This is a genomic window from Pyxidicoccus xibeiensis (assembly GCF_024198175.1).
Lineage (GTDB): Bacteria > Myxococcota > Myxococcia > Myxococcales > Myxococcaceae > Myxococcus > Myxococcus xibeiensis.
In genome coordinates, this window is sequence record NZ_JAJVKV010000002.1 from 232,972 (window position 1) to 252,731 (window position 19,760).

Annotated in this window: 20 protein-coding genes; 8 read left to right on the forward strand and 12 right to left on the reverse strand. The window is 71.2% G+C overall.

From position 1 onward, the window contains the following. Positions 1–46 precede the first annotated feature (46 nt). Positions 47–2,335, reverse strand: a complete 2,289-nt coding sequence (locus tag LXT23_RS09100; RefSeq protein ID WP_253979718.1) for a protein kinase domain-containing protein — start codon at positions 2,333–2,335, stop codon at positions 47–49. A gap of 65 nt (positions 2,336–2,400) precedes the next feature. Then, positions 2,401–3,747 (reverse strand): trypsin-like peptidase domain-containing protein, encoded by a 1,347-nt coding sequence (locus LXT23_RS09105; protein ID WP_253979719.1) that lies wholly within the window; start codon positions 3,745–3,747, stop codon positions 2,401–2,403. A 242-nt stretch (positions 3,748–3,989) separates the two neighbouring features. On the opposite strand from LXT23_RS09105, the gene LXT23_RS09110 reads away from it, so the two are divergent. Beyond that, positions 3,990–5,003, forward strand: a complete 1,014-nt coding sequence (locus tag LXT23_RS09110; RefSeq protein ID WP_253979720.1) for an ATP-binding response regulator — start codon at positions 3,990–3,992, stop codon at positions 5,001–5,003. 13 nt (positions 5,004–5,016) lie between these two features. Here LXT23_RS09110 and LXT23_RS09115 read toward each other — a convergent pair whose 3' ends face one another. Continuing rightward, a complete protein-coding gene (locus tag LXT23_RS09115; protein ID WP_253979721.1) occupies positions 5,017–6,054 on the reverse strand; it encodes an agmatinase family protein in 1,038 nt (345 codons plus the stop codon). A gap of 175 nt (positions 6,055–6,229) precedes the next feature. On the opposite strand from LXT23_RS09115, the gene LXT23_RS09120 reads away from it, so the two are divergent. Then, positions 6,230–6,445 (forward strand): hypothetical protein, encoded by a 216-nt coding sequence (locus LXT23_RS09120; RefSeq protein ID WP_253979722.1) that lies wholly within the window; start codon positions 6,230–6,232, stop codon positions 6,443–6,445. 25 nt (positions 6,446–6,470) lie between these two features. On the opposite strand, the gene LXT23_RS09125 is transcribed toward LXT23_RS09120, so the two are convergent. The 4 genes from LXT23_RS09125 to LXT23_RS09140 form a co-directional block, all read right to left on the reverse strand. Beyond that, positions 6,471–6,632 carry a hypothetical protein gene (locus LXT23_RS09125; RefSeq protein ID WP_253979723.1) on the reverse strand — a complete coding sequence of 54 codons (162 nt, stop codon included), beginning with the start codon at positions 6,630–6,632 and terminating at the stop codon, positions 6,471–6,473. 106 nt (positions 6,633–6,738) lie between these two features. Further along, positions 6,739–7,800 (reverse strand): hypothetical protein, encoded by a 1,062-nt coding sequence (locus LXT23_RS09130; RefSeq protein WP_253979724.1) that lies wholly within the window; start codon positions 7,798–7,800, stop codon positions 6,739–6,741. Beyond that, positions 7,797–9,356, reverse strand: coding sequence for a pilus assembly protein TadG-related protein (locus tag LXT23_RS09135; protein WP_253979725.1), 1,560 nt, complete (start codon positions 9,354–9,356; stop codon positions 7,797–7,799). Before LXT23_RS09135 ends, LXT23_RS09130 begins: the two co-directional genes overlap by 4 nt. Next, complete coding sequence (locus LXT23_RS09140) at positions 9,329–10,105, reverse strand: TadE family protein (RefSeq protein WP_253979726.1); 777 nt, start codon at positions 10,103–10,105, stop codon at positions 9,329–9,331. Before LXT23_RS09140 ends, LXT23_RS09135 begins: the two co-directional genes overlap by 28 nt. A gap of 185 nt (positions 10,106–10,290) precedes the next feature. On the opposite strand from LXT23_RS09140, the gene LXT23_RS09145 reads away from it, so the two are divergent. Next, positions 10,291–11,187 (forward strand): DUF5694 domain-containing protein, encoded by an 897-nt coding sequence (locus LXT23_RS09145; protein WP_253979727.1) that lies wholly within the window; start codon positions 10,291–10,293, stop codon positions 11,185–11,187. 10 nt (positions 11,188–11,197) lie between these two features. Here the strand turns inward: LXT23_RS09145 and LXT23_RS09150 are convergent, their stop codons facing one another. After that, positions 11,198–12,187: an NAD(P)H-quinone oxidoreductase gene (locus tag LXT23_RS09150; protein ID WP_253979728.1), complete on the reverse strand. Its 990-nt coding sequence runs from the start codon at positions 12,185–12,187 to the stop codon at positions 11,198–11,200. A 77-nt stretch (positions 12,188–12,264) separates the two neighbouring features. On the opposite strand from LXT23_RS09150, the gene LXT23_RS09155 reads away from it, so the two are divergent. From LXT23_RS09155 to LXT23_RS09165, 3 genes are read left to right on the forward strand one after another with little or no spacing between them, the layout of a single operon-like run. Beyond that, on the forward strand, positions 12,265–12,474 hold the full coding sequence (locus LXT23_RS09155) for a DNA gyrase inhibitor YacG (protein WP_253979729.1): 210 nt from the start codon (positions 12,265–12,267) through the stop codon (positions 12,472–12,474). Beyond that, complete coding sequence (locus LXT23_RS09160) at positions 12,471–13,202, forward strand: tyrosine-protein phosphatase (RefSeq protein ID WP_253979730.1); 732 nt, start codon at positions 12,471–12,473, stop codon at positions 13,200–13,202. The genes LXT23_RS09155 and LXT23_RS09160 overlap by 4 nt, the downstream gene beginning before the upstream one ends. A 17-nt stretch (positions 13,203–13,219) precedes the next feature. Then, positions 13,220–14,284 (forward strand): lysylphosphatidylglycerol synthase transmembrane domain-containing protein, encoded by a 1,065-nt coding sequence (locus LXT23_RS09165; RefSeq protein ID WP_253979731.1) that lies wholly within the window; start codon positions 13,220–13,222, stop codon positions 14,282–14,284. 73 nt (positions 14,285–14,357) lie between these two features. Here the strand turns inward: LXT23_RS09165 and LXT23_RS09170 are convergent, their stop codons facing one another. The 3 genes from LXT23_RS09170 to LXT23_RS09180 all read right to left on the reverse strand — a co-directional run bounded on the left by LXT23_RS09170 (position 14,358) and on the right by LXT23_RS09180 (position 15,343). Beyond that, positions 14,358–14,825, reverse strand: coding sequence for an outer membrane protein assembly factor BamE (locus LXT23_RS09170; RefSeq protein ID WP_253979732.1), 468 nt, complete (start codon positions 14,823–14,825; stop codon positions 14,358–14,360). Between the two features lie 90 nt (positions 14,826–14,915). After that, positions 14,916–15,089, reverse strand: a complete 174-nt coding sequence (locus LXT23_RS09175; protein ID WP_253979733.1) for a hypothetical protein — start codon at positions 15,087–15,089, stop codon at positions 14,916–14,918. Next, on the reverse strand, positions 15,086–15,343 hold the full coding sequence (locus LXT23_RS09180; RefSeq protein WP_253979734.1) for a ribbon-helix-helix domain-containing protein: 258 nt from the start codon (positions 15,341–15,343) through the stop codon (positions 15,086–15,088). Before LXT23_RS09180 ends, LXT23_RS09175 begins: the two co-directional genes overlap by 4 nt. Positions 15,344–15,708: 365 nt before the next feature. On the opposite strand from LXT23_RS09180, the gene LXT23_RS09185 reads away from it, so the two are divergent. Both LXT23_RS09185 and LXT23_RS09190 read left to right on the forward strand, forming a co-directional pair. Next, positions 15,709–17,937 carry a TonB-dependent receptor plug domain-containing protein gene (locus LXT23_RS09185; protein ID WP_253979735.1) on the forward strand — a complete coding sequence of 743 codons (2,229 nt, stop codon included), beginning with the start codon at positions 15,709–15,711 and terminating at the stop codon, positions 17,935–17,937. Then, positions 17,937–18,308: a P2X purinoceptor gene (locus LXT23_RS09190; protein WP_253979736.1), complete on the forward strand. Its 372-nt coding sequence runs from the start codon at positions 17,937–17,939 to the stop codon at positions 18,306–18,308. Before LXT23_RS09185 ends, LXT23_RS09190 begins: the two co-directional genes overlap by 1 nt. Positions 18,309–18,370: 62 nt before the next feature. On the opposite strand, the gene LXT23_RS09195 is transcribed toward LXT23_RS09190, so the two are convergent. Beyond that, a complete protein-coding gene (locus LXT23_RS09195) occupies positions 18,371–19,678 on the reverse strand; it encodes a hypothetical protein (protein ID WP_253979737.1) in 1,308 nt (435 codons plus the stop codon). Positions 19,679–19,760 lie beyond the last annotated feature (82 nt).

Genomic DNA, 19,760 nt, shown 5'->3' on the forward strand with positions numbered 1-19,760 from the left:
GGCCCTGCGTCCTGATGCGAGCGAGCAGGGCTCCAGGCGAGGCGCACTACTCCTCGGGCGGCTCCTCGAAGTCGACATCGAAGTTGAGGCGCTGGCCGGGCTCCAGCTTGAAGGTCCGCTGCCAGCGCGCGTTGTTCACGACGACGAGCAACTGGTGCGTGCCCTCGTAGAGGTCCAGCTCCTCGACGGGAGCGGCGCCCACGAGGCGGCCGTCGATGGTGACGATGGCGCCCTTGGGCGCGCGCACGGTGGCGAAGCCCTTGTTCAGGAAGAACTGCTGCGAGGTGCGGCCACCCGCCGGCACCGTGACGGTGCGGTACACCAGGATGCCGAGCACGGGGCTGCTGAGCGTCAGCGTGTGCTTGCCCGCGGGCAGGGACACCGACAGGGGTGTCTTCCCCAGGTAGCCCGTCTGGTTGGAGACCTCCACGCGCGGATCGACCGTGAGGTCCAGGATGCCCGTCGGGATGCCCGCGTCCACGATGCCCGCGTCGGCGGGGCCCGCGTCAGCGAGCTCTCCAGGCAGCGGTGCCACGGAGCCCGGGCCCGCATCCGCCAGCTCTGCCTCGATGTTCGGCGGCAGCCGCTTGAGCACCACGGCCGCCGCGCCGAGCGACAGCAGCAGGCCCACGGCCACGAACGGAATCCACGCGCGAGACCGATTCTGCGCCGCCGAAGCCGCGATGGCCGGGGCAGGCACGGAAGTCGGAGCAGGAGGCTGGCCTCCTGTAGTCGTGCCCGAGGCCGCCGCCGGAGCGACAGTCCCATGCGAGCCCGTCGTGCCGTTCGAGGCCGCACCCGCCGAAGCCGCGGCGGTCTGCGCATGCGAGCCCGTGGTCGGGCCCTGAGCGCCGCTCGTGGCCGGCTGTGCGCCAACGACCGCGTTGGACCCGGTAGCCGGCGCCACCTGCGCATGTGAGCCCGTCGTGGGGCCCGCGTTGGCAGCCACCTGCGCGTGGGAGCCCGTATTGGCAGCCACCTGCGCGTGAGAGCCTGTATTGGCAGCCACCTGCGCATGTGAGCCCGTCGTGGAACCCGAGCTCGGAGCCACCTGCGCATGCGAGCCCGTGCTCGTAGCCACCTGCGCATGCGAACCCGTCGTGGAACCCGAGCTCGGAGCCACCTGCGCATGCGAACCCGTCGTGGAACCCGAGCTCGGAGCCACCTGCGCATGCGAACCCGTCGTGGGCGCCACCTGCGCATGAGGCCCCGTGGTCGCCCCCGAGCCATTCGTCTGCAGCAGCGAGCTCGCCGCGTCACCACCACCGGACGCGCCGCCGACATTCACGGCACCCGTCGCGGCGAGCAGCCCCGGCAGTGCGGGCCACGTCGCGGGCAGCACGCCCGGCGCCAGCTTCCCGCTCGCCAGGAACTCGGCCACCGCGGGAGGAGAGACTCCCGCCTTCTGCATCACCTCCGCGATGCCGGTCTCAATCACCCGGCGCCGGGTCGCCCGCGCTTCGCTCTCTGGCGGGAAGTGCTTCGCCAGCAACGCCGCGAACTCCGCATGCGTCGGCAGCGTCCCGATGGCCTCCACCAGCGCCTCGCGGAACGCGAGCGCCGACGGGTACCGGTCATACGCGCGCTTTGTCGTCGCCTTGCGCACCACCGCGTCCAGCTTCAGCGGCACGTCCTGCGGCAGCGGCGGCAGGGAGCGATTGAGCACGGCCTTGTCCGGGTCCGCCGTCTCCTTGAAGGGCATCTTCCCCGACAGGCACTCGTGCAGCACGAGCCCCAGCAGGAAAACGTCCGACTGGACGTTGACGGCCTCGCGTCCACCGAGCATCTGCTCGGGAGCGCTGTACTTCCGCCGGTTCTTCACGCGCTTGCCATCGCGCTCACGCGGAGCCACGCCGAGCGCGCCGTAGCCCGTCACCTTCGTCACACCGCCGAAGGAGATCATCAGCGTCTCCGGGCGGATGTCTCCGTGCACCAGCGGCGTGCCGTCGTCATTGCCGGCGACGTGCGCGTAGTGCAGGCCCATCGCCGCATCCGCGACCACGAGCGCCGCAATCGCCGGAGGCAGCCGGGGCTGCGCCTCCAGCAGCTTTCGCAGCGGCTCGCCGTCGGCGAACTCGGTGACGCGCGCGAGCCCACCGTCCTGCACGGCGAAGGCGTGGACGCGCAGGATGTTGGGATGCTCGAAGACGAGCGCACGAGCCGTCTCGCGCGACAGCCTGGCCGTCATCTCCGGGTTCTGCACGATCTCCTGCGGTGCCCAGATGAGCACCACCGGTCGCGGAGGCGAGCCATCTTCCAGGGCGAGTCCGAGGAAGGCACGCGAGCCTTCCCCGGCCAGCAGGGGACCGAGGGACTGGTAACGGACGGAACTCATACACCCCATGCTAGTGCGAGACGCGCGGAGCCCGAAATCCGGGGGTTCCACCAACCTGAACCGCGCTACAGGTTTGTTCCACGGTCCTGCTCGAAGGGCAGGGTGACGTGGTAGCCGTACCGGCCCCGGCGCACGAGCAGCAACACGCTCCGTCCGCGTCGGGCAGTGAGCAATGTCTCGCGGAAGGCGTCCGCCGTGGGCACCGGCTGGTTGTTCACCCGGAGGAGGATGTCTCCCGGCTCCAGCCCCACCTCGGCCGCCACCGAGCCCGGACGCACGCCGGAAATCGCCAGCGCCCCGCGTCCGTCCTTCACTCGTAGTCCCAGCCGCTCCCACGCCAGCCCCTCGACCATGCGAGCAGGGAACTCCGTCGGCATCACCTGCACGGTGCGCAGGCCGCCCTCTCGGTAGAGGACCAGGGGGAAGGGCGAGCGAGCAGGGTAGCCACGCACGCGGGTGTCGAAGTCCTCGGCGTCCTGGATGCGTGAGCCGCCCAGCTCCGCCACCACATCTCCGCGCTTCACGCCGGCCTGGGCCGCGGGGCTGCCGGCCTCCACGGCCGTCACCAGCGCGCCGTAGGCCCTGTCCCAGCCGAGCTGCCGGGCCACGCGCGGCGGCAAGTCCGTCGTGTCGATGCCCACCCACGCGGGGCGCACCTTCCCGAAGCGGGTGAGCTCGTCGACGATGCGGCGCACCTTGTCCGCCGGAATCGCGAAGCCGATGCCCTGCGCGCCGCCGCCGAAGATGGCGGTGTTGATGCCGATGATTTCCCCATCCACGTTGAGCAGCGGCCCGCCCGAGTTGCCGGGGTTGATGGCCGCGTCCGTCTGGACGAAGTCGTTGTAGACGCGCCCGTCCGCCCTGAACGTCCGGCCCACCGCGGACACCACGCCCGCCGTCACCGTCTTGCTCAGGCCGAACGGGCTGCCGATGGCCACCACCGTCTCGCCAATCATCAGGTCCGAGCTGGTGCCCAGCTTCGCGGTGGGCAGCGCCTCGCGCGCGTTGACCTTGAGGACGGCCAGGTCGTTGCCGGCGTCGCTGCCGATGACCTCCGCCTCCAGCGTGCGCCCATCCGCCAGCACCACGTGGATGGCGGAGGCGCCGCGGATGACGTGCTCATTGGTGACGATGATGCCGGAGGCGTCGATGATGGCGCCGCTCCCCAGCCCTTCAATCTTCTGGCGCTCCGGCTCCGCGCCCATGCCGCCGAAGAACTCCTCCAGGGGCGAGCGCCGGCCACGGAAGCGTGACTCCACCTCCTGCTCGGTGCCGATGTAGACGACGGCCGGGGAGACCTTCTGGACGACCTCGACGATGGCGTCCCGGCGCCGGGCCAGGTCCGCGCTCGCGCTGCCCGAGGCCAGCAGCGCCACCGCCAGCAGGCCCCACCTCATGACTCCAGGCTTCATTCCCTTCCTCCGTGCTCGCGAGGGAGTGTCGGGCGAAGGACATCCCGACTGTCGGGAAGGCCGCAGCCCATCCCTGTGTCCCTGGAAGCGTTCCTCCGCTCTTCATAGATCAGTCCGCTCATCCGTGAACGATTGCATCTCCAGGACGTGCGCGCTTCCTCCGGTGCCGGTGCACCGTGGGAGTGGGCCGTTATCCTGGCAGCGTGTGGGCGGTGCGCACGCTGTAGCCGAGGGAGTGAAGCATGAGTCTCGTCCTGGTCGCGGACGATGAGCCAGCCGTGTTGGAGGTCCTCAGCCAGCTGGTGGAGGACCTGGGCCATGACGTGTTGCGGGCGCGGGATGGCGAGGAGGCGCTCGGCCTGGCGCGGGCCCGCCACCCACACCTGGTGGTGACCGACCACATGATGCCCAAGCTGAGCGGCGTGGAGCTGTGCCGCCGGCTGAAGCAGGACGCGGAGCTCAAGGACGTACCCATCGTCCTGCTGAGCGCGGTGCTGCCGCAGGGGGCGCCAGAGGCCACGGCCTTCCTCCACAAGCCCTTCGAAATCACCGACTTCGAGTCGGTCATCAAGCAGGTGCTGGCCAACGCGGTCAGCACGCAGCCGGTGGACGCCGGCTCGCCGCTGGAGGCGCTGGGGCACTGGGTGGCGCAGACGCTCCAGGGCCCGCTGGACTCGGCGCGCGCGCAGCTCAAGCGGCTGGAGGCCTCGCCCGGCGTGGACCGCGAGGCGCTGGAGTCGCTGGACGCGCAGCTCCAGTCCATGGAGTCGCTGGGCCGCAACCTGCGGGACGTGGCGCGGCTGGCCGCGGGCGGGCTGGCGCTGCAGCCGGTGGAGGCAGACCTGGCGGGGCACCTGCGCGAGGCCGTGTCCGCGTGGCGCACGCAGGCGCACGTGAGCCTGGTGGCGCCGTCCGAGCCGGTGGCGCTGAAGTTCGACCCGCAGCGCATCCGCCAGGTGTTCGACGCGCTGCTGGCCAACGCCGTGCGGCAGGACGCGGGCAAAGGCGAGGTGCGGGTGGAGATGCAGGCCTCGCGCTCGCTGGTGACGGTGCAGGTGAAGGACGCGGGGCCCGGCTTCCCGGAGACGGAGGTGCCGAAGCTCTTCACGCCCTTCCAGGCGGGGCCCGCGGGCGCGGCGGGCCCGGGGCTCTACGTGGCCTCGGAGCTGGCGCGCCTGCACGGGGGCGCGCTGTCCGCGGTGTCGAAGCCCGGCAAGGGCTCCACCTTCAGCCTGCTGCTGCCGAGGAGCGCGTAGGCCGGGGCCCGGCTCAGGCCTTCTGCGACTTCAGCATCCAGCCAATCATCTTGTAGAGGAGGCGGGCGCCGACGTTGCCGTCCCACTCGCCGCCCTCGGGGTCGGGCGACACCTCGGTGAGGTCGAAGCCGACGATGGTGCGGCCGGAGCGCACGACGCCGGAGATGAGCGCCACCGCCTCGGGGAAGGACAGGCCGCCCGGCACCGGGGTGCCCGTGTGCGGGCAGAGCACCGGGTCCAGCCCGTCGATGTCGAAGGACAGGTACACGTGCTGCGGCAGCAGCGCGACGATGGCATCCACCTGCCGGTTCCAGGGCACCCCGTCGAAGCGCTGGTGCTGGAGCGTGGCGTCGAAGAAGCCGTGGACGCGGCCCTTCGAGTCCTCGATGTAGCGGTGCTCCTCGGCGCTCATGTCGCGCAGGCCCACCTGGACGAGCGTCTTCACGCCGGGGAGGCGCTCGGCGACGTTGTACATGATGGACGCGTGGGACCAGGTGAAGCCCTCGTAGGCCACGCGCAGGTCGGCGTGTGCGTCGAGGTGGAGCACGCCCAGGCCGGGGTACTTCTCCGCGTGGGCGCGGATGATGCCGTAGGAGATGGAGTGGTCACCGCCCACGGCGCCCACGCGCTTGCCCTGCTCGAGCCAGTGCTTCGCGGTGCGGTAGACGTGCTCGTTCATCTGGTCGCACAGGGCGTTGACGTCCTTGGCGGCCTGGAGGAGCTCGGGCTCGCCGGAGTGGATGCCGCCGGCCTCGATGACGACCTGGGCGCGCTCCTTGGCCTGGGTGTTCCAGCCGCGCAGCTCCTGGGGCTCGGGGAGCATGGCGATGCCGCGCTCGTAGGGGCGGCCCGTCTCCACGTCGAAGAGGTCCACCTGCTTGCTGGCCTCGAGGACGGCGGCGGGGCCCTCGGAGGTGCCGCCGCCGTAGCTGGTGGTGGCCTCGAAGGGGACGGGGATGAGGACGACGTGGGCCTCGTCCGCGGAGTGGGGGAGGCCGAAGACGCCGGAGCCCGGCTGGGCGGCGGCGCTGGGGTCGAAGTGGGTAGCCATGGCCGCGCAGGATAAGGGGCCGGGCCGGCGGCGCAATCTTCGTTTCTCCGTCCGCCCGGGGCCGCACGCCTGCCCACGGGCCAGGGGCCGACACTTCGTCGCGCTCGGGGGGCATGGTCCCCCGCGTGAATCATGCGCACCCCTCGAGTCTCCCCATCACCCATCGAGGTTGTGCATGTCATTGATCGACAGTGTGCGGAAGCTCGGCTCCAGCGTCCTGAAGGCGGACTCCCTCGGGGGCATCGACCTCCAGGGCGTACCGCGGGAGCTGCGCGCCCATCTCGAGCTGCAGATGAAGCTGCAGAAGGAGCAGGAGCTGGTGACGCTCATCACCAACACGATGAAGATGAAGCACGACAACACGATGAAGATCCTCGACAACATCCGCTAGGTGCGGGCCCGTGGCCCGCTGTCCCTCAGGGCAGCGGGCAGAGGATGACGTAGTAGATGGACTGGTAGTACCGGTCCAACGCGCGCAGCAGGTCCACGAGAAAGGGCCAGCTCAGCGTGCCGAAGCCGAGCAGCGCCGCGGTGACGACCACGTACTCCACCGTCGCCTGGCCGCGCCTCCGCGACATGGGGCCATTCCGCACATTCATGGAGTCTCTCGTGCCGCTCGGGGACGGGAGGCCCGGCCGCGAGCGGCCTTCCAGCACGGGCCATTTCCGGGAGCGCCGCGGGTGCTCAGCACCTCTCCGGGGACTGGCACCCCAGGTAGTAGGCGCCGCGTGCCTCGTACGTCTTCGCGTGGCCGTCGCGCTCCCAGTCGCGCCAGGGCGTGGAGAAGTAGGATGTCGGCCGGCCCTCCTGCACCACCTGGGTGGTGGGCTCGGCGCTCCGGCTCCCTCGCTGCGTGCCGACAGGTGAGTACGCGAGGTGCGGTGCCGTCAGGCTGTCTCCGGCGCGGGGGCGCAGCAGCTGCTGCTGGACGAAGCGGGCCTGGAGGAGCTCGGCCACGCTCCGGTAGGGCTCGAACGTGGGGTAGTACTCGAAGACGGTCCGCACGCGCGCGTAATAGGGGCCCTGCTGTGTGCCGGGCCGCACGGCGTCTCCGGAGGTCAGCGCCCACGAGTCCGTCAGGAGCGCCGCGTACTGCGTCGCGAGGTAGTACGTGTCGTCCTCGCCGGCCTCGGGCGCGTTCTTGTGGACGTTGCCGTTCTCGACGTCCTTGAAGTTCTTCTTCGCCAGGCGTGTCCCCCGGGAGAACTCCTGGAGGAACCCCTCGGGCAGCAGGTAGTTGGCCACCCCGGCCCGGGCCCTGCACACGAACATGCCCCCGAGGCGCTGGTGCTCGTCGCCGTAGAGCGCGTACGTCGCTTCCGGTAGGGCACCTACGTCTCTTTGGGGGCCCTCACAGGTGATCTGCTCGCCGCCCCGGTGCATCCAGCACACGTGCCCCGCCACGGCCACGGTCTCGTGATGGTCCGTCCTGCCTTCCTGACACTCTGGAGTGCTGGGATCGAATGAGTCCAAGCCCGCCTCGTGGTCGCAGTACGTCAGCCGCGCGGGGCTCTGGACGCGGGCCGCGATGCTCTCGGTGGACGTCCCGCTGTAGTCCTGACCGGTGAAGTCCCAGAGGGTGGAGACCACCGCCTCCTGGACGTCCATCGAGTGGCGCTGCAGGTCGTCGAGGAAGAGCGCGTAGAGGAAGACAGGGACGAAGACGATCATCGTCAACGCCATCTCCACGGAGGCCGCGCCACGGCGGCGCCGCGACGGCGTGGGGCGCTGGCTGGGAGTCCTCATCGGGCAAGGTCCTCGGCGAGCGGCAGCGCCTCGTGATGGCCCGCGGCGCGCAGCACCTGTGCGGCCTGCTCGGGCGTCATCGGGTGCAGCTTGGCGCGCCAGTAGGGATTGAAGAGGTTGGGTGGCTCCCGCCAATCGCCCAGGCGGTGGTAGTAGACGAGCGCCCGGGACATGGCCGCACCCTCGCCGGGGGCGAGGCGCAGCTCGGCCGTGCCCTGGCGGCCATGCTCCACCTCGAGCCGGCCGTGCTCGTTGAGCTGCCAGGGTGCCTGGTCCGGCCGGTCCGCGCGGAGCTGCTGGCGTGCATAGGCGAAGACGGAGGGCTGGCCGAAGTCCTCGCGGGCGTCCGGCACGGGGCGGAACTGCATGAAGCAGTTGCCCCTGACTTCCTGGGTGCAGGACTTCAGCTCGCGCGAGAAGACGCCCTCGAAGAAGTGGACCCTCAGTCCGCGGTGCCCGTGGGAGTGCAGCCCTCCGACGGCGTTGGAGGCCACGCGGGAGCTGTAGGCGTTCGTCGCGAAGCCATCCCTCCAGCGTGAGACCAGCCGTCCGTGCTCGTCCGCCGCGCTGATCAGGCCGGTGTTGCCATCCGCCCGGCCTCTACCATGGAGCGCTCCCAGAGATTCGACGGTCTTCGCCGTGCCCTGGTGCTCGAGCACCTGGGTGGAACCCTCGTTCTTCTGAAGGCTCCTCGTGAGCTCCTGGAGGAAGCGGTCGTTCAGGTGGGAAGGGTCCATGCGACTCGCCGTCCATCGCGGGCGGGTCGCGTTGGCGACCTCGGTCATCACCTTGGCATGTGTCGCGGGCTCGGCGTCCTGCCTGCCTTGGCAGCGATTCCCATCGAGGGCACAGGCGAAAGTAGAGCCATTGAGGGCTCCCACGAACTCGGGCAGTGGCTGCGCGCGTGCCACGCCCAGGGCCCTGTCTCCTCGTGAGGGCGAGTTCACCTCGTACAGCGCTTCCAATCCGCGGTCGCCCTTGGCGAGCAGCACCTTCTGGGTCTGGTGAAACACGCCGCTCTGCGATTTGCGGAGCGAGTCGAGCATCGCGTCCAGGCGGGTGACGGCCTTCCGGAAGTCAGCGTCCATGCCCTGCAGCTTTCGCTTGTAGCGGTCCGCCGCATCCGCGAAGTCCAGGGAGATTTTCGTGGCATCCGCGAGGTCTCGGCAGTGGCTGGGCTCTCCACCGCACAGCGCGCCCTCCATCACCGCGATGTCCCGGAAGTTGGCGGCTCCCGCGCGCAGCATGGCCTCCGTGGCGCTCGCCGCGGCCATGTGGGCATGCAGGCTGTTCATCGTCACGTAGGTGGCGGCGATGGCACGGTTGGACACGGCGAAGTAGTTGAGGGCCCGTGCCTCGACGATGGCCATGGAGTACGCCTGGGCATCCACGTGGTGCTGGAGCCGGACCTTCCCGCGCAGCGCATGGCCGAGGTTGAAGGTCAGCGCCACCATCAGCGCGAGCAGCAGCAGCGAGAGCGCGGCCAGCGTGAGCGTCTGCCCGCGCGCCCGTCGCCAGCGCGAGTCGCTCAGTCGTAGCGGAAGGGGAAGACGCATCGGTTCTTCTCGGGGAGGGAGTCCTGGCGGGGGAAGAGGTTCGACTGCATGCGCAGCGTGTAGGTGGCGCGGATGGGCAGCACGTAGACACCGTTGCTGGCGAGTGCGTCGTAGGCCGCCTGCGGCGAAGCAGGCGGGTCCGAGGCGCGACGGGGTCGCTCCAGGCGCAGCATGCTGGGCACGCTGCGGTGATGGGCGATGGAGTAGATGACCATGTTCGCGAAGGGGATGGGCATCCGGTAGTTGAAGGTCACCTGGACGCGCAGCTTCGTCCGCATGCTCTCGTGCCAGCCGGAGGCGCCGGCCCACCTCGGGTCGTCGAAGTCCACCTGGTCGACTCCGGTGGGCATGTCTCGGGCCAGCGGGCCGCAGACGGTGACCTCGGCCACCGGCAGGCCGCCCGGCATCACGTTCTCGCGGACCTCCTGCCATTGCCGCCACTTGGCCAGGAAGCGCTCCGCGCCGTCGACGGGCTGGATGTGCTCGACGCCGTTGCCCGCGTCCCGGCTCACCAGCGGCAGCAAGGCCGCGAGCGCGGCGCGCTCCATGGGCTTGACGCGCGCATGGTTCAGCGAGCCCGCGCGCACCGCCCGGTAGGCGGCGTACTTCGTCATCAGCCGGGCCTGGTGCATCAGCGACAGCTGCAGGGTGCCGAGGATGAGGAAGACGTAGAGCGGGAGGACCACGGCCGACTCGATGGCGGCCTGGCCGGACTGACGGCGGCTTCCTGGAGGCGTGGGGGCTCCCATGGCCAGGGAAGCTGGGCGTGGCCCGTCAGGCTGTCAGCCCGTGCCTGAAGTCGCGCCACGTGATGACTGGACGGCAATCTTGCACGCTGAGAAGACGCGAGAGGGGTCCGAGCGGCGATGTGAACTCCGATACGGAGCCGCACGTAGGGGCACGTGAGGCCCTACCGCTCATGAAAGGAACGCCCGTGCCCTCACTGCTGCCTGCTTCGTGGAAACGGTTCCTCGTCGTGCTCCTGGCCGGCCCTCTGTCCGCCTGTGCAACTGCTCCGACGCCGACGGGGTCTCCGACGCCGACGGAGGCCCGGGAGGACGCGCCCGACCTGCTGGGCGCGAAGGAGCCCAAGGCCCGGCTGATGATGCTGGGGACGTTCCACTTCAAGGACAGCGGGCTGGACAGGTACAAGCCCCAGCACGGGGTCGACGTGCTCTCGCCCGAGCGCCAGCGCGAAGTCGAAGCGCTGGTGGAGGCGCTGGCGAGGTTCCAGCCGACGCGCATCGCGGTGGAGCAGAAGTCGCACAAGCAGGCCGCGCTGGACACCGCGTACCAGGACCATGTCGCGGGCCGCGCGGAGCTGACGGCCAACGAGCTGCAGCAGGTGGGCTTCCGGCTGGCGAAGAAGCTGGGCCACGCCAAGGTCTACGCGGTGGATGCGGACCCGAACCGGCTGTTCTTCCCGCTGTTCGAGCAGGTGGACGAGAAGCAGCTGGAGACGCTGGATGCGCGGTGGCAGGAGCGCTTCAAGCAGCTGTATGCCCATGACGACGCGCTGAAGACGCGCCAGTCGCTGGCCGGGCACCTGCGCTACCTCAACTCGCCGGAGCGCATCCGCCAGGGGCATGGCTCCTACTCCATCGGCTTGTTCAAGGTGGAGGGCGAGGATGGCTACCTCGGCGCCGACCTGCGGGCGGCCTGGTACGACCGCAACCTGCGCATCTTCCGCAACCTCCAGCGCCTGGCGGCCTCGCCAGAAGAGCGCGTCCTCCTCATCATCGGCGCGGGCCACCTGCCCATCCTCCAGTTCGTCGCCGGCACCTCGCCCGAGTTCGAGGTGGTCGACGTGAGGGACTACCTCGGGGAGTGAGCGGCGCGGCTCACTCCCACCGCACCACCAGCTTGCCCACGGAGTCGTTGCGCTCCATGCGCTCCAGCGCCTGACGGAGCTGGGACATGGGCACCACCGCGTCCACCACGGGCTTCAGCGCGCCCGAGAGGAACAGCGGCAGCAGGTGCCGCTCCGCGCTCTGCGACAGCGCAATCTTCTCCTCCAGCGGCCGGCTGCGCAGCACGGTGCCCGTGACGCGCAGTCGCTTCACCAGCACCGTGCCCAGGTTCAGCTCGGTGCTCGTACCCGCCACCAGTCCCACCAGGATGACGCGGCCCCGGGGCGCCAGCGCGTTCAGCGTCTCCGGCACGTAGTCTCCGCCCACCAGGTCCAGGCACAGGTCCGCGCCCCGGCCCCCCGTCTCCGCGCGCACCGCGTCCGCGAAGGCCGGCGGCGAGGAGTCACACAGCACCGTGCGCGCCACGCCCCACTCGGAGGCCCGCGCCAGCTTGGCCGCGCTGCGCCCCGTGCCCACCACGCGCGCCCCCGACGCACTGCACAGCTGCGCCGCCGCCGAGCCCACGCCGCTGGCCACGGCATGAATCAGCACCGTCTCCCCGGGGCGCAGCTCGCCCTGGAGCACCAGCGCGTCGTACGCGGTGAGGTAGGCCTCCGGCAGCGCCGCCGCGTCCGTGAAGGACATGCCCTCCGGCATCGGCAGGGCCTCGCGCTCGTGCGTAATCAGCGACTCCGCCCAGGCGCCGCCACCCACCAGCCCCATCACCCGGTCGCCGACCTTGAACCGCCGCGTGCGCGGGCCCACGGCCTCCACCTCGCCCGCGTACTCCAGGCCGGGCACGTCGGCAGGCACGTCCTGCGGAGGAGGGTAGAAGCCCCGGATCTGCAGCAGGTCCGCCCGGTTGAGCGCGGACGCCCGCACGCGCACGCGCAGCTCGCCGGGGCCGGGCTCGGGCTCGGGGCGCTCCTCCAGGGCAAGCACTTCGGGACCGCCGGGCTGGGTGATGCGCTGGACCTTCATGGCAGGACCTCCCTCTGGGGCGGGCACGAAACATCCTGGCCCGCGAGAGCGTCAACGCTTATCTAGAGACCGTTCCCATGAGCACCCTCCCGTGTCCCATCTGCAAGAAGCCCGTTCCCCCGCGAGGGGAGAACTCCGCATTCCCGTTCTGCACCAAGCGGTGCCGCGCCGTGGACCTCGGCCGCTGGCTGGGCGAGGAGTACCGCGTCCCCGACCGTCAGGCCGATGAGCAGGAGGACGAGCTGCCCGCCTCCAGCCACCCTGACCGGCAGGGCGGAGACGCGTGAGCGGCTTCGTCGACCTGCACTGCCACCTGCTGCCCGGGGTGGATGACGGCGCCCGCACCCTGGACGACGCGCTGGAGATGGCGCGCGCCCTGGTGGACCTCGGCTTCTCCACCGTCGCCCCCAGCCCCCACGCGCGGCCCGAGTACGCCCCCGTCGAGCTGGTGGACGCGCGCCGCGAGGAGCTGGCCGCCGCGCTGGCCCGCGAGCGCATCCCCCTGACGCTGGGGCGCAACGCGGAGAACGTGCTGGACGACGCCTTCCTGCGCGGCCTGGGCACGCCGTCGTCGCGGACGCTGGGCCCCGGCCGCTACGCCCTCGTCGAGCTTCCCTACACCGCGCCCGTGCCGGCCCTGCCGGACATCCTCTTCCGCATCCGCACCAAGGGCGTGGTGCCGCTGCTGGCGCACCCCGAGCGCTGCCTGGAGTTCGAGCGCAAGGGCCGCGCGGCGGAGGCGGTGCGGGCGGGTGCGCTGCTGCAGCTCGATGTGGGGGCGCTCACCGGGCGCTATGGCCCCACGGCGAAGAAGCTGTCCCGCGCCTTCCTGGACGACGGCCTCTACGCGGTCGCCGCCACCGACCTGCATGCCCCCGTCGGGGCGAGGGACTGGGTGGGCCGCGCCCTGGCGGAGCTGAGGAGCAGGGCAGGGGAGCAGGCCTTCGCCCGGCTCATGCGGGAGGCCCCCACCAGCCTGCTGGCTGGCGAGCCGCTGGAGTCTGACGCGGACTGACGGTATATCCCCCCGCCGTGAGACGCGCCGTCAAGCTGCTGGCCAGCCTGCTGGTCACCTTCGTATTCATGTGGTTCGCCTTCCGGGACACGGACTGGGCGACCCAGATCGCCAGCCTCAAGGCGGCCAACTACGCGTGGGTGGTGCCGTACTTCGCCTGCCTGCTGGCCATCCACGTGTTCCGCACCCTGCGCTGGGGGGCCCTGCTGTCGGGCCTGGAGCGGGTGCCCTTCCGCAAGCTGAACGAGGCCTCCGGCATCGGCTTCATGATGCTGCTGGTGCTGCCCTTCCGCCTGGGCGAGTTCGCCCGGCCCTTCCTCATTGCCCAGCGCAGCAGCATCCGCCGCAGCGCGGCCATGACGTCGGTGGTGCTGGAGCGCATCGTCGACGGCCTCTTCGTCGCGGCGATGATGCGCGCGCTGCTCTTCTTCGTCCCCACCGAGACGCCGGAGATCCGCTACGTCAAGCTGGGCTCCTGGCTGCTGTTCGCCGTGTTCGGCGGCGGGCTGCTGTTCCTGCTCTTCGGCCTCTGGCAGCAGGAGCGCACCGTGCGAATGGTGCGCGCCACGGTGGGCCGCTTCGCGCCCGGCATGGCCCACAAGGTCGCGGACGTCGTGGACACCTTCGTCGGGGCCATGCGGCAGCTGCCGGACGGCAAGCACATCGCCCTCTTCTTCCTCTACACGGCGCTGTACTGGGGGGTGAACGGGGTGGGCATGTCCCTGCTCTCCAACGCCTTCGACTGCTCGGGCGCGGCGCCGGGCACGGCCTGCCAGCCCATGGAGCTGACGCTCTTCCACGCGTACGTCATCCTCGGCGTGCTGGTGGTGGGGCTGATGATTCCGGCCGCGCCGGGGATGATGGGCACCTTCCAGGCCGCCACCAAGGTGGGGCTCGGCCTGTTCCTCCCGGCCACGGTGGTGAACGCCAGCGGGCTGGCCTACGCCAACGTGATGTGGCTGTGCCAGACGGTGCAGCAGGTGGCGCTCGGCCTCATCCTGCTGTCGCTCGGCCACATGTCCTTCCGCGACATCGCCGGCAAGCTGGACAAGGACGGCGAGGCGACGGCGCCCTCCGCCTGACGCTGGAAACGCCACGGGGCCGCGGCGAGCAGTGCGCGCGGCCCCGGGGATGTGCTCGCGGGAAGTCGCTGAGCTACGGAGCCGGCGTGGTGGCCTGCTCCGTCTTCTCCGGCTGCTCCTGCTCGCCCGTCACCACGCCCTTCACCTTCTTCACGGCGGCGGACGGGTCCAGGTCACCCTTGATGGTGCCGAACGGGGTGTCCAGCTGCTGCTCGCGCTTGGGCGTGGTGGCGTACTCCGCGGGAGCGCACATCGCCTTGGTCGTGTCGCGGAGCGTGATGACCTTCGCGTCCACCGTGGTGTTCTCCTCGGTGGTGGCCTTGGTGACGACCTTGTCCTCGCGCATGAGGACGCACCGGTCCTCGCCGTAGTACCAGGCGGTGGACTTGTCCGGGAACTCTTGCGCGCGCGACGGGCCGCTGCCCATGGCCTCGACGACCTGCTGGGACGACATGCCCGGGTAGAGCTTGTCGAAGCCGCCCGAGGTCGCACAGCCAGCAGCAGCGAAGGCCAGGGCGGCCGTCAGGATGGAAAGACGCATGGGGTGTGGGCACTCCTGTGAAAGAGGGGCACCCAGCCTACTCCGGCTGCGGGGACGGCCTCCAGGCGGGGCCGGGTTCCGGGCTCGGGGCTACAGCTCCTGGTCCAGCCAGCGGACGATGGCCTCGCGGATGGAGGTCGGCCGCTCGGAGGCCAGGCGGGTGCGCGGGGCGCGGACGGAGTCCGAGTCGCGCACCAGCGAGGCGGGCGCCGGCTCACGGCTGCGCGACGGGGCGGAGCGGGAGGCGAGGACGGCGAGGCTCATGACTGCCCTTCCTCCTTGGTCGCGCCACGGCCGTACTTGCCGAGCAGGTCGTCCACGGCCTCGCGCAGGTACTCGCTCTGGTGGATGCGGGTGCGCCGCGCCAGCTCGCGCAGCTTCTGGACCTGCTCCTCGGGCACGAGGACGTGGGTGGAGACGATGTCGGCCTCGGGGCCGCGTGCGTCGGCGGGCGTCTCGGAGGCCACCGGTGACGATGGAGCCTCGGGGCTCAAGGGGCTGGCGCTTCCATCCTGCATCGGACTTCCTCCGGGCGTGGCTGCTACAGGCCGCTACCGACCTGTCCGCGGCATTAGGCGGGCGGTCCGGCACTCCGTCAAAAAAAGCGTCGGAGGGCGGACAGGGCGGTGCAGCGGCGCGCAGGGCGTGACGCGACACGGCGGGCGTGGGCAGGCAGGCGGTGGGAGCCGTCCGGAGGCGGGGTGTCTTCCCTCGGAAGGAAGAGCCGTAGCAGACTCCCGCCACCCCCATGCACCTTCGTTCCCTCGTCTTCATGGCGTGCTGTGCCCTCGCCGGCGCGCCCGTTGCCGTTGCGCGTGCGCAGAGTGAGGCCCCTTCTCCGGAAGGGGCGCCGCACTCCCAGCCCGTGCCGCCGGATGCTCCCGTGTCCGAGCCCTCCGCTCCCGAGCCCGCCTCCGCGGAGGCCTCCCCGCCGGCAGGTCAGGCGCCGTCCGCGCTGGAGCCAAACGCGCCGCCTCCTGGAAACCCGGTGGCGCCGTCGATGCCCGTGCCCGCGGGCGCAGTCGAGCCGGAGACGGGAGTGGAGCCCGTCATCCCCCGCACGGTGGTGACGGCCACCCGCGCGCCCCGGCCGACGTCCAGCCAGCCGCGCGCCATGTCGGTGGTGTCGCGCGATGACCTGGCCCGGCGCCCGGCGCGCACCACGCCCGAGGCGCTGTTCGAGTCGGAGGGTGTCTTCCTCCAGAAGACGAACCACGGCGGCGGCGCGCCCATCATCCGCGGCCTGTATGGGCAGCACGTGCTGCTGCTGGTGGATGGCGTGCGCCTGAACAACGGCACGGTGCGCAGCGGCCCCAACCAGTACCTCAACACCGTGGACCCGTTCCTCGTGGAGCAGATTGAAGTGGTGCGCGGGCCGGGCTCGGTGCTGTACGGCTCGGACGCGCTGGGAGGCGTCGTCAACGTGCGCACCTTCTGGCCGCGCTTCGCTTCGGAGACGACGCCCATCGGCGCGGTGCGCGGGATTGCGGGCAGCGCGGACGAGAGCCTGCAGGGGCACCTGCGCGCGGGCGTGTCGCTTCAGGACACGGCGGTGGCGGGCGGCCTGACGCTGCGTGACTTCAACGACCTGCGGGGCGGAGACCGCGTGGGCGTGCAGCAGTACACGGGCTACCAGGAGGGCGACGCGGCGCTGAAGGTGCGCCACCGCTTCCAGCCGGGGCTCCAGCTGTACCTCCAGTACCAGGGCGTGCGGCAGTCGGACGCGCCGCGGCTGGACCGCTCGGCGCCAGGGGACTTCCGGCGCTTCAGCGACCAGGAGCGCGACTTCGCGCACGCGCGCCTGGAGCACTCGGGCTCGGGCTTCCTGCGGCGCGGCGCGGTGGAGCTCAGCGTGCACCGCCAGAGCGAGCAGGTGGACCGCTTCCGCGTGGCGCGGGACCGGCTGGATCGCGACAGCGTGAATGTGTGGACGGTGGGCCTGCGCGCGGAGGGCGAGGCGCCGGCGCTGTCGGCGCTGCCGGGTGCTCCGGTGCCCATCTTCGGGGCGGAGGTCTTCCACGACAAGGCGACGAGCAACGCCGGCCGCAGCCCGCTGTCCGAGCCAGCGCTGGACTTCTCTCCGTTGCCGGAGGATGCGCGCTACCCGGGGGCGCCCACATCGGTGTCGGCCGGCGTCTTCGGCCTGCTCTCCAGCGACGTGGAGCGGCCGTTCTCGTACCACGCGGGTCTGAGGGCGCAGCTCCACCGCGTGTCGCTGCCCGAGGACTCGCGGCTCAGGGAGGCGTTCCCCGACGCGAGCACCCCCTTGCCAGTGCTGCCCGCGACGACGCAGAACTCGCAGGGCCTCGCGGGAGAGCTGGGCGTGCGGCAGCGGGTGGCGGACGGGGTCTCGGTGCTGCTCAACCTGGGCTCGGCCTTCCGGGCCCCCAACATCGACGACTACCTGCGGCTGGGCGCGGATGGCCCGGGCTACCTGGTGCCCGGGCGCGACCTGCACCCCGAGCAGTCCTACACCGCCGAGCTGGGCACTCGGGTGGACCGCGGGTTGGTGGGCGCCCAGCTCTTCTACGCCTTCACGGTGGTGGACGGGCTGGTGGGCAACGTCCCGACGTTGCTGGATGGGCAGCAGTTCACCCCGGACGACGTGCCCTACCGCACGCGGCAGAACCTCGACCGCGCGGACATCCACGCGCTGGAGGCCTCGGTGTCCGTGAAGGTGCTGCCGTCGCTGACGCTGGCGACGCACGCCACGTACACGCACACGACGTCGCGGCGGCAGGACCTCACGGTGGAGGGGTCGCCCTTCATCCGCGAGCCGCTGTCGCGCACGCCGCCGCTCAACGGCCTGGTGCGCGCCACGTGGGAGCCGGGCGACGTCTTCTTCCTGGAGGGCGTGTCGCGCTGGGGGCTGGAGCAGGACGCCTTCTCCGCGGCGGACCTGCTGGACATCCGCACCTGCCCGGAGGTGCCGGACTGTGACCGGACGCCGAGCTTCATCGTCTTCCACGCGAGGGCGGGAGCGAAGCTGGGCAAGCGCCTGTCGGCGGCCGTCACCGTGCAGAACCTGCTGGATGCGACGTACCGCACGCATGGCTCGGGCGTGGATGAGCCGGGCCGCTCCGCCGTGCTGTCCCTGGAGGCTTCGCTGTGATGCGCCGGATGCTGATGGTGATGGTGGTGCTGGCCGCGGGGTGCTCCTCGGGCCTGGGTGAGCCGTGCGACGCGCAGACGGCGTGCCCGGACGACCTGGTGTGCAGCTTCGCCCAGGGGGAGGACGGGCCGGCGTCGCTTGGCGTGTGTGACTACCCGCTGCGCGGCGAGGGCGGCGCGTGCACCGTGGCGGCGGAGTGCGAGCGCTCGCTGACGTGCTCCAACCACTTCACGCCAGGGGACAGGTACGGCACCTGCGTGAAGAAGCTCGCGGACGGTGCCGCATGCTTCACGGACCGGGACTGCCAGGGCGGCACCTGTGAGGGTGCATCCGGCAGTGCGCTGGACGGCGTCTGCACGTCGGAGCGCTGAGCGCGGCGTCCCCGTGCGGCTCGGGCATCCTGGCCCGGGCCGCGTGACGCTGGCGAGCCGCCTCAGTGCTTCATCGGCGCGGAGGCGAGCCGCAGGTAGACCATGCCGCCCACGGGGAGGGCGGGGCCGTACACCTCGCGCAGCCGCTCCGGCACGGGGTTGACGCTCACGCGTGCGCCGATGCCGGGGACGAAGTCGCCCCAGGTGCCCAGGTTGCGCAGGTAGCCGAGCGACAGCCCCACGGTGTCGAAGGTGGAGCCATGGAAGGCCTCGGGGAGCACGAGGTCGTGGTCGTTCTTCCGCACGTACTCCGCGCGCCCGAAGAGGACGTTGCGGCCGTCGAGGTCCAGGTTCGACTCCAGCAGGAAGGCGTTGGTGTCGCCGGAGTGCTCGCCCACGTTGCGGCCGAAGGCGGCGGTGGTGGCCCAGTGCCCGGCCGCGCCCAGGGGCCGGTGGTACATCACCGAGGCGGTGAGCCGGTGCAGGGGCTCGTCGGGCTCCAGCGGGTCGTGGCTGGGCAGGTAGCCATAGGACACCTGGGCGCTCACGTTGCGCGTGGGGTTGGTGGTGAGCCGCAGGGCGTAGGAGTCGGGGACGCGCAGGTCGAAGTCCCAGCGATTCTCATCGGGTTCCCGCCCGTTGAACCAGGACAGCTCCAGCTTCGCGGTGGGCGTGAGCAGGGCGGCGGTCAGCACGCCGAAGCTGATGTGTGAGGAGTCGAGCCAGTGGTGGCCGATGGCCGCCAGCGGATCCGCCGCGGCGGAGGCCCGGTGCGGCGCGGCCACGGGGCCGAGCGCGGGCTCTCCCACGGGAGCGGCATACAGCTGCAGCCCCCAGCCCGGCGCGAGCGCCTGCGTATACGTGACGGCTGCCTCCATGAAGAGGTCGTGCGGGTGCTGCCGGTCATGGAGCCGCTGGCCGTCGTAGGTCTCGCCGCTCTGGAAGAGGAGTGGATAGCCCCTGCCTCCGGCGGTGGCCGGCTCGGGGCTGAGCATCAGCCGGAGGCCCAGGCGGCTGTCGTCGCCCAGCGGGCCCTGCGCCATGAGCATGAGCCAGCCGGTGCCGGCGAAGCGGCGGTCTCCGCGCTCGCTGCCCTGGGCCACGTAGCCTCCGAAGAGCTGCTCGTGGAACATCAGGCTCCAGGGGCCCGTGGACAGCTGCATTCCGGCGTGTGGGGTGGCGTCCGGCTGCCAGGCGGTACCGGAAGCTTCTCGCGCCATGGGCAGCGCGAGGATGTGGGAGGCGTCGTCGGTGTCCGCCTTGGGACTCGCGCCGTGGCCATGGTGGGAATGGCCCGTTTCAGGCTCCGACGCCTGGACGTGGAGCGGAAGGAGGAGGGCGGAAAGGAATGCGGCGAGCAGCGTGCGCATGATGAAGGGCCCCGTCTTCCGGCACTCCGCGAGGCGGCGTGCCGAAGTGGTGGTTCATCGGCGCGAACGAAGACGGCCGCGG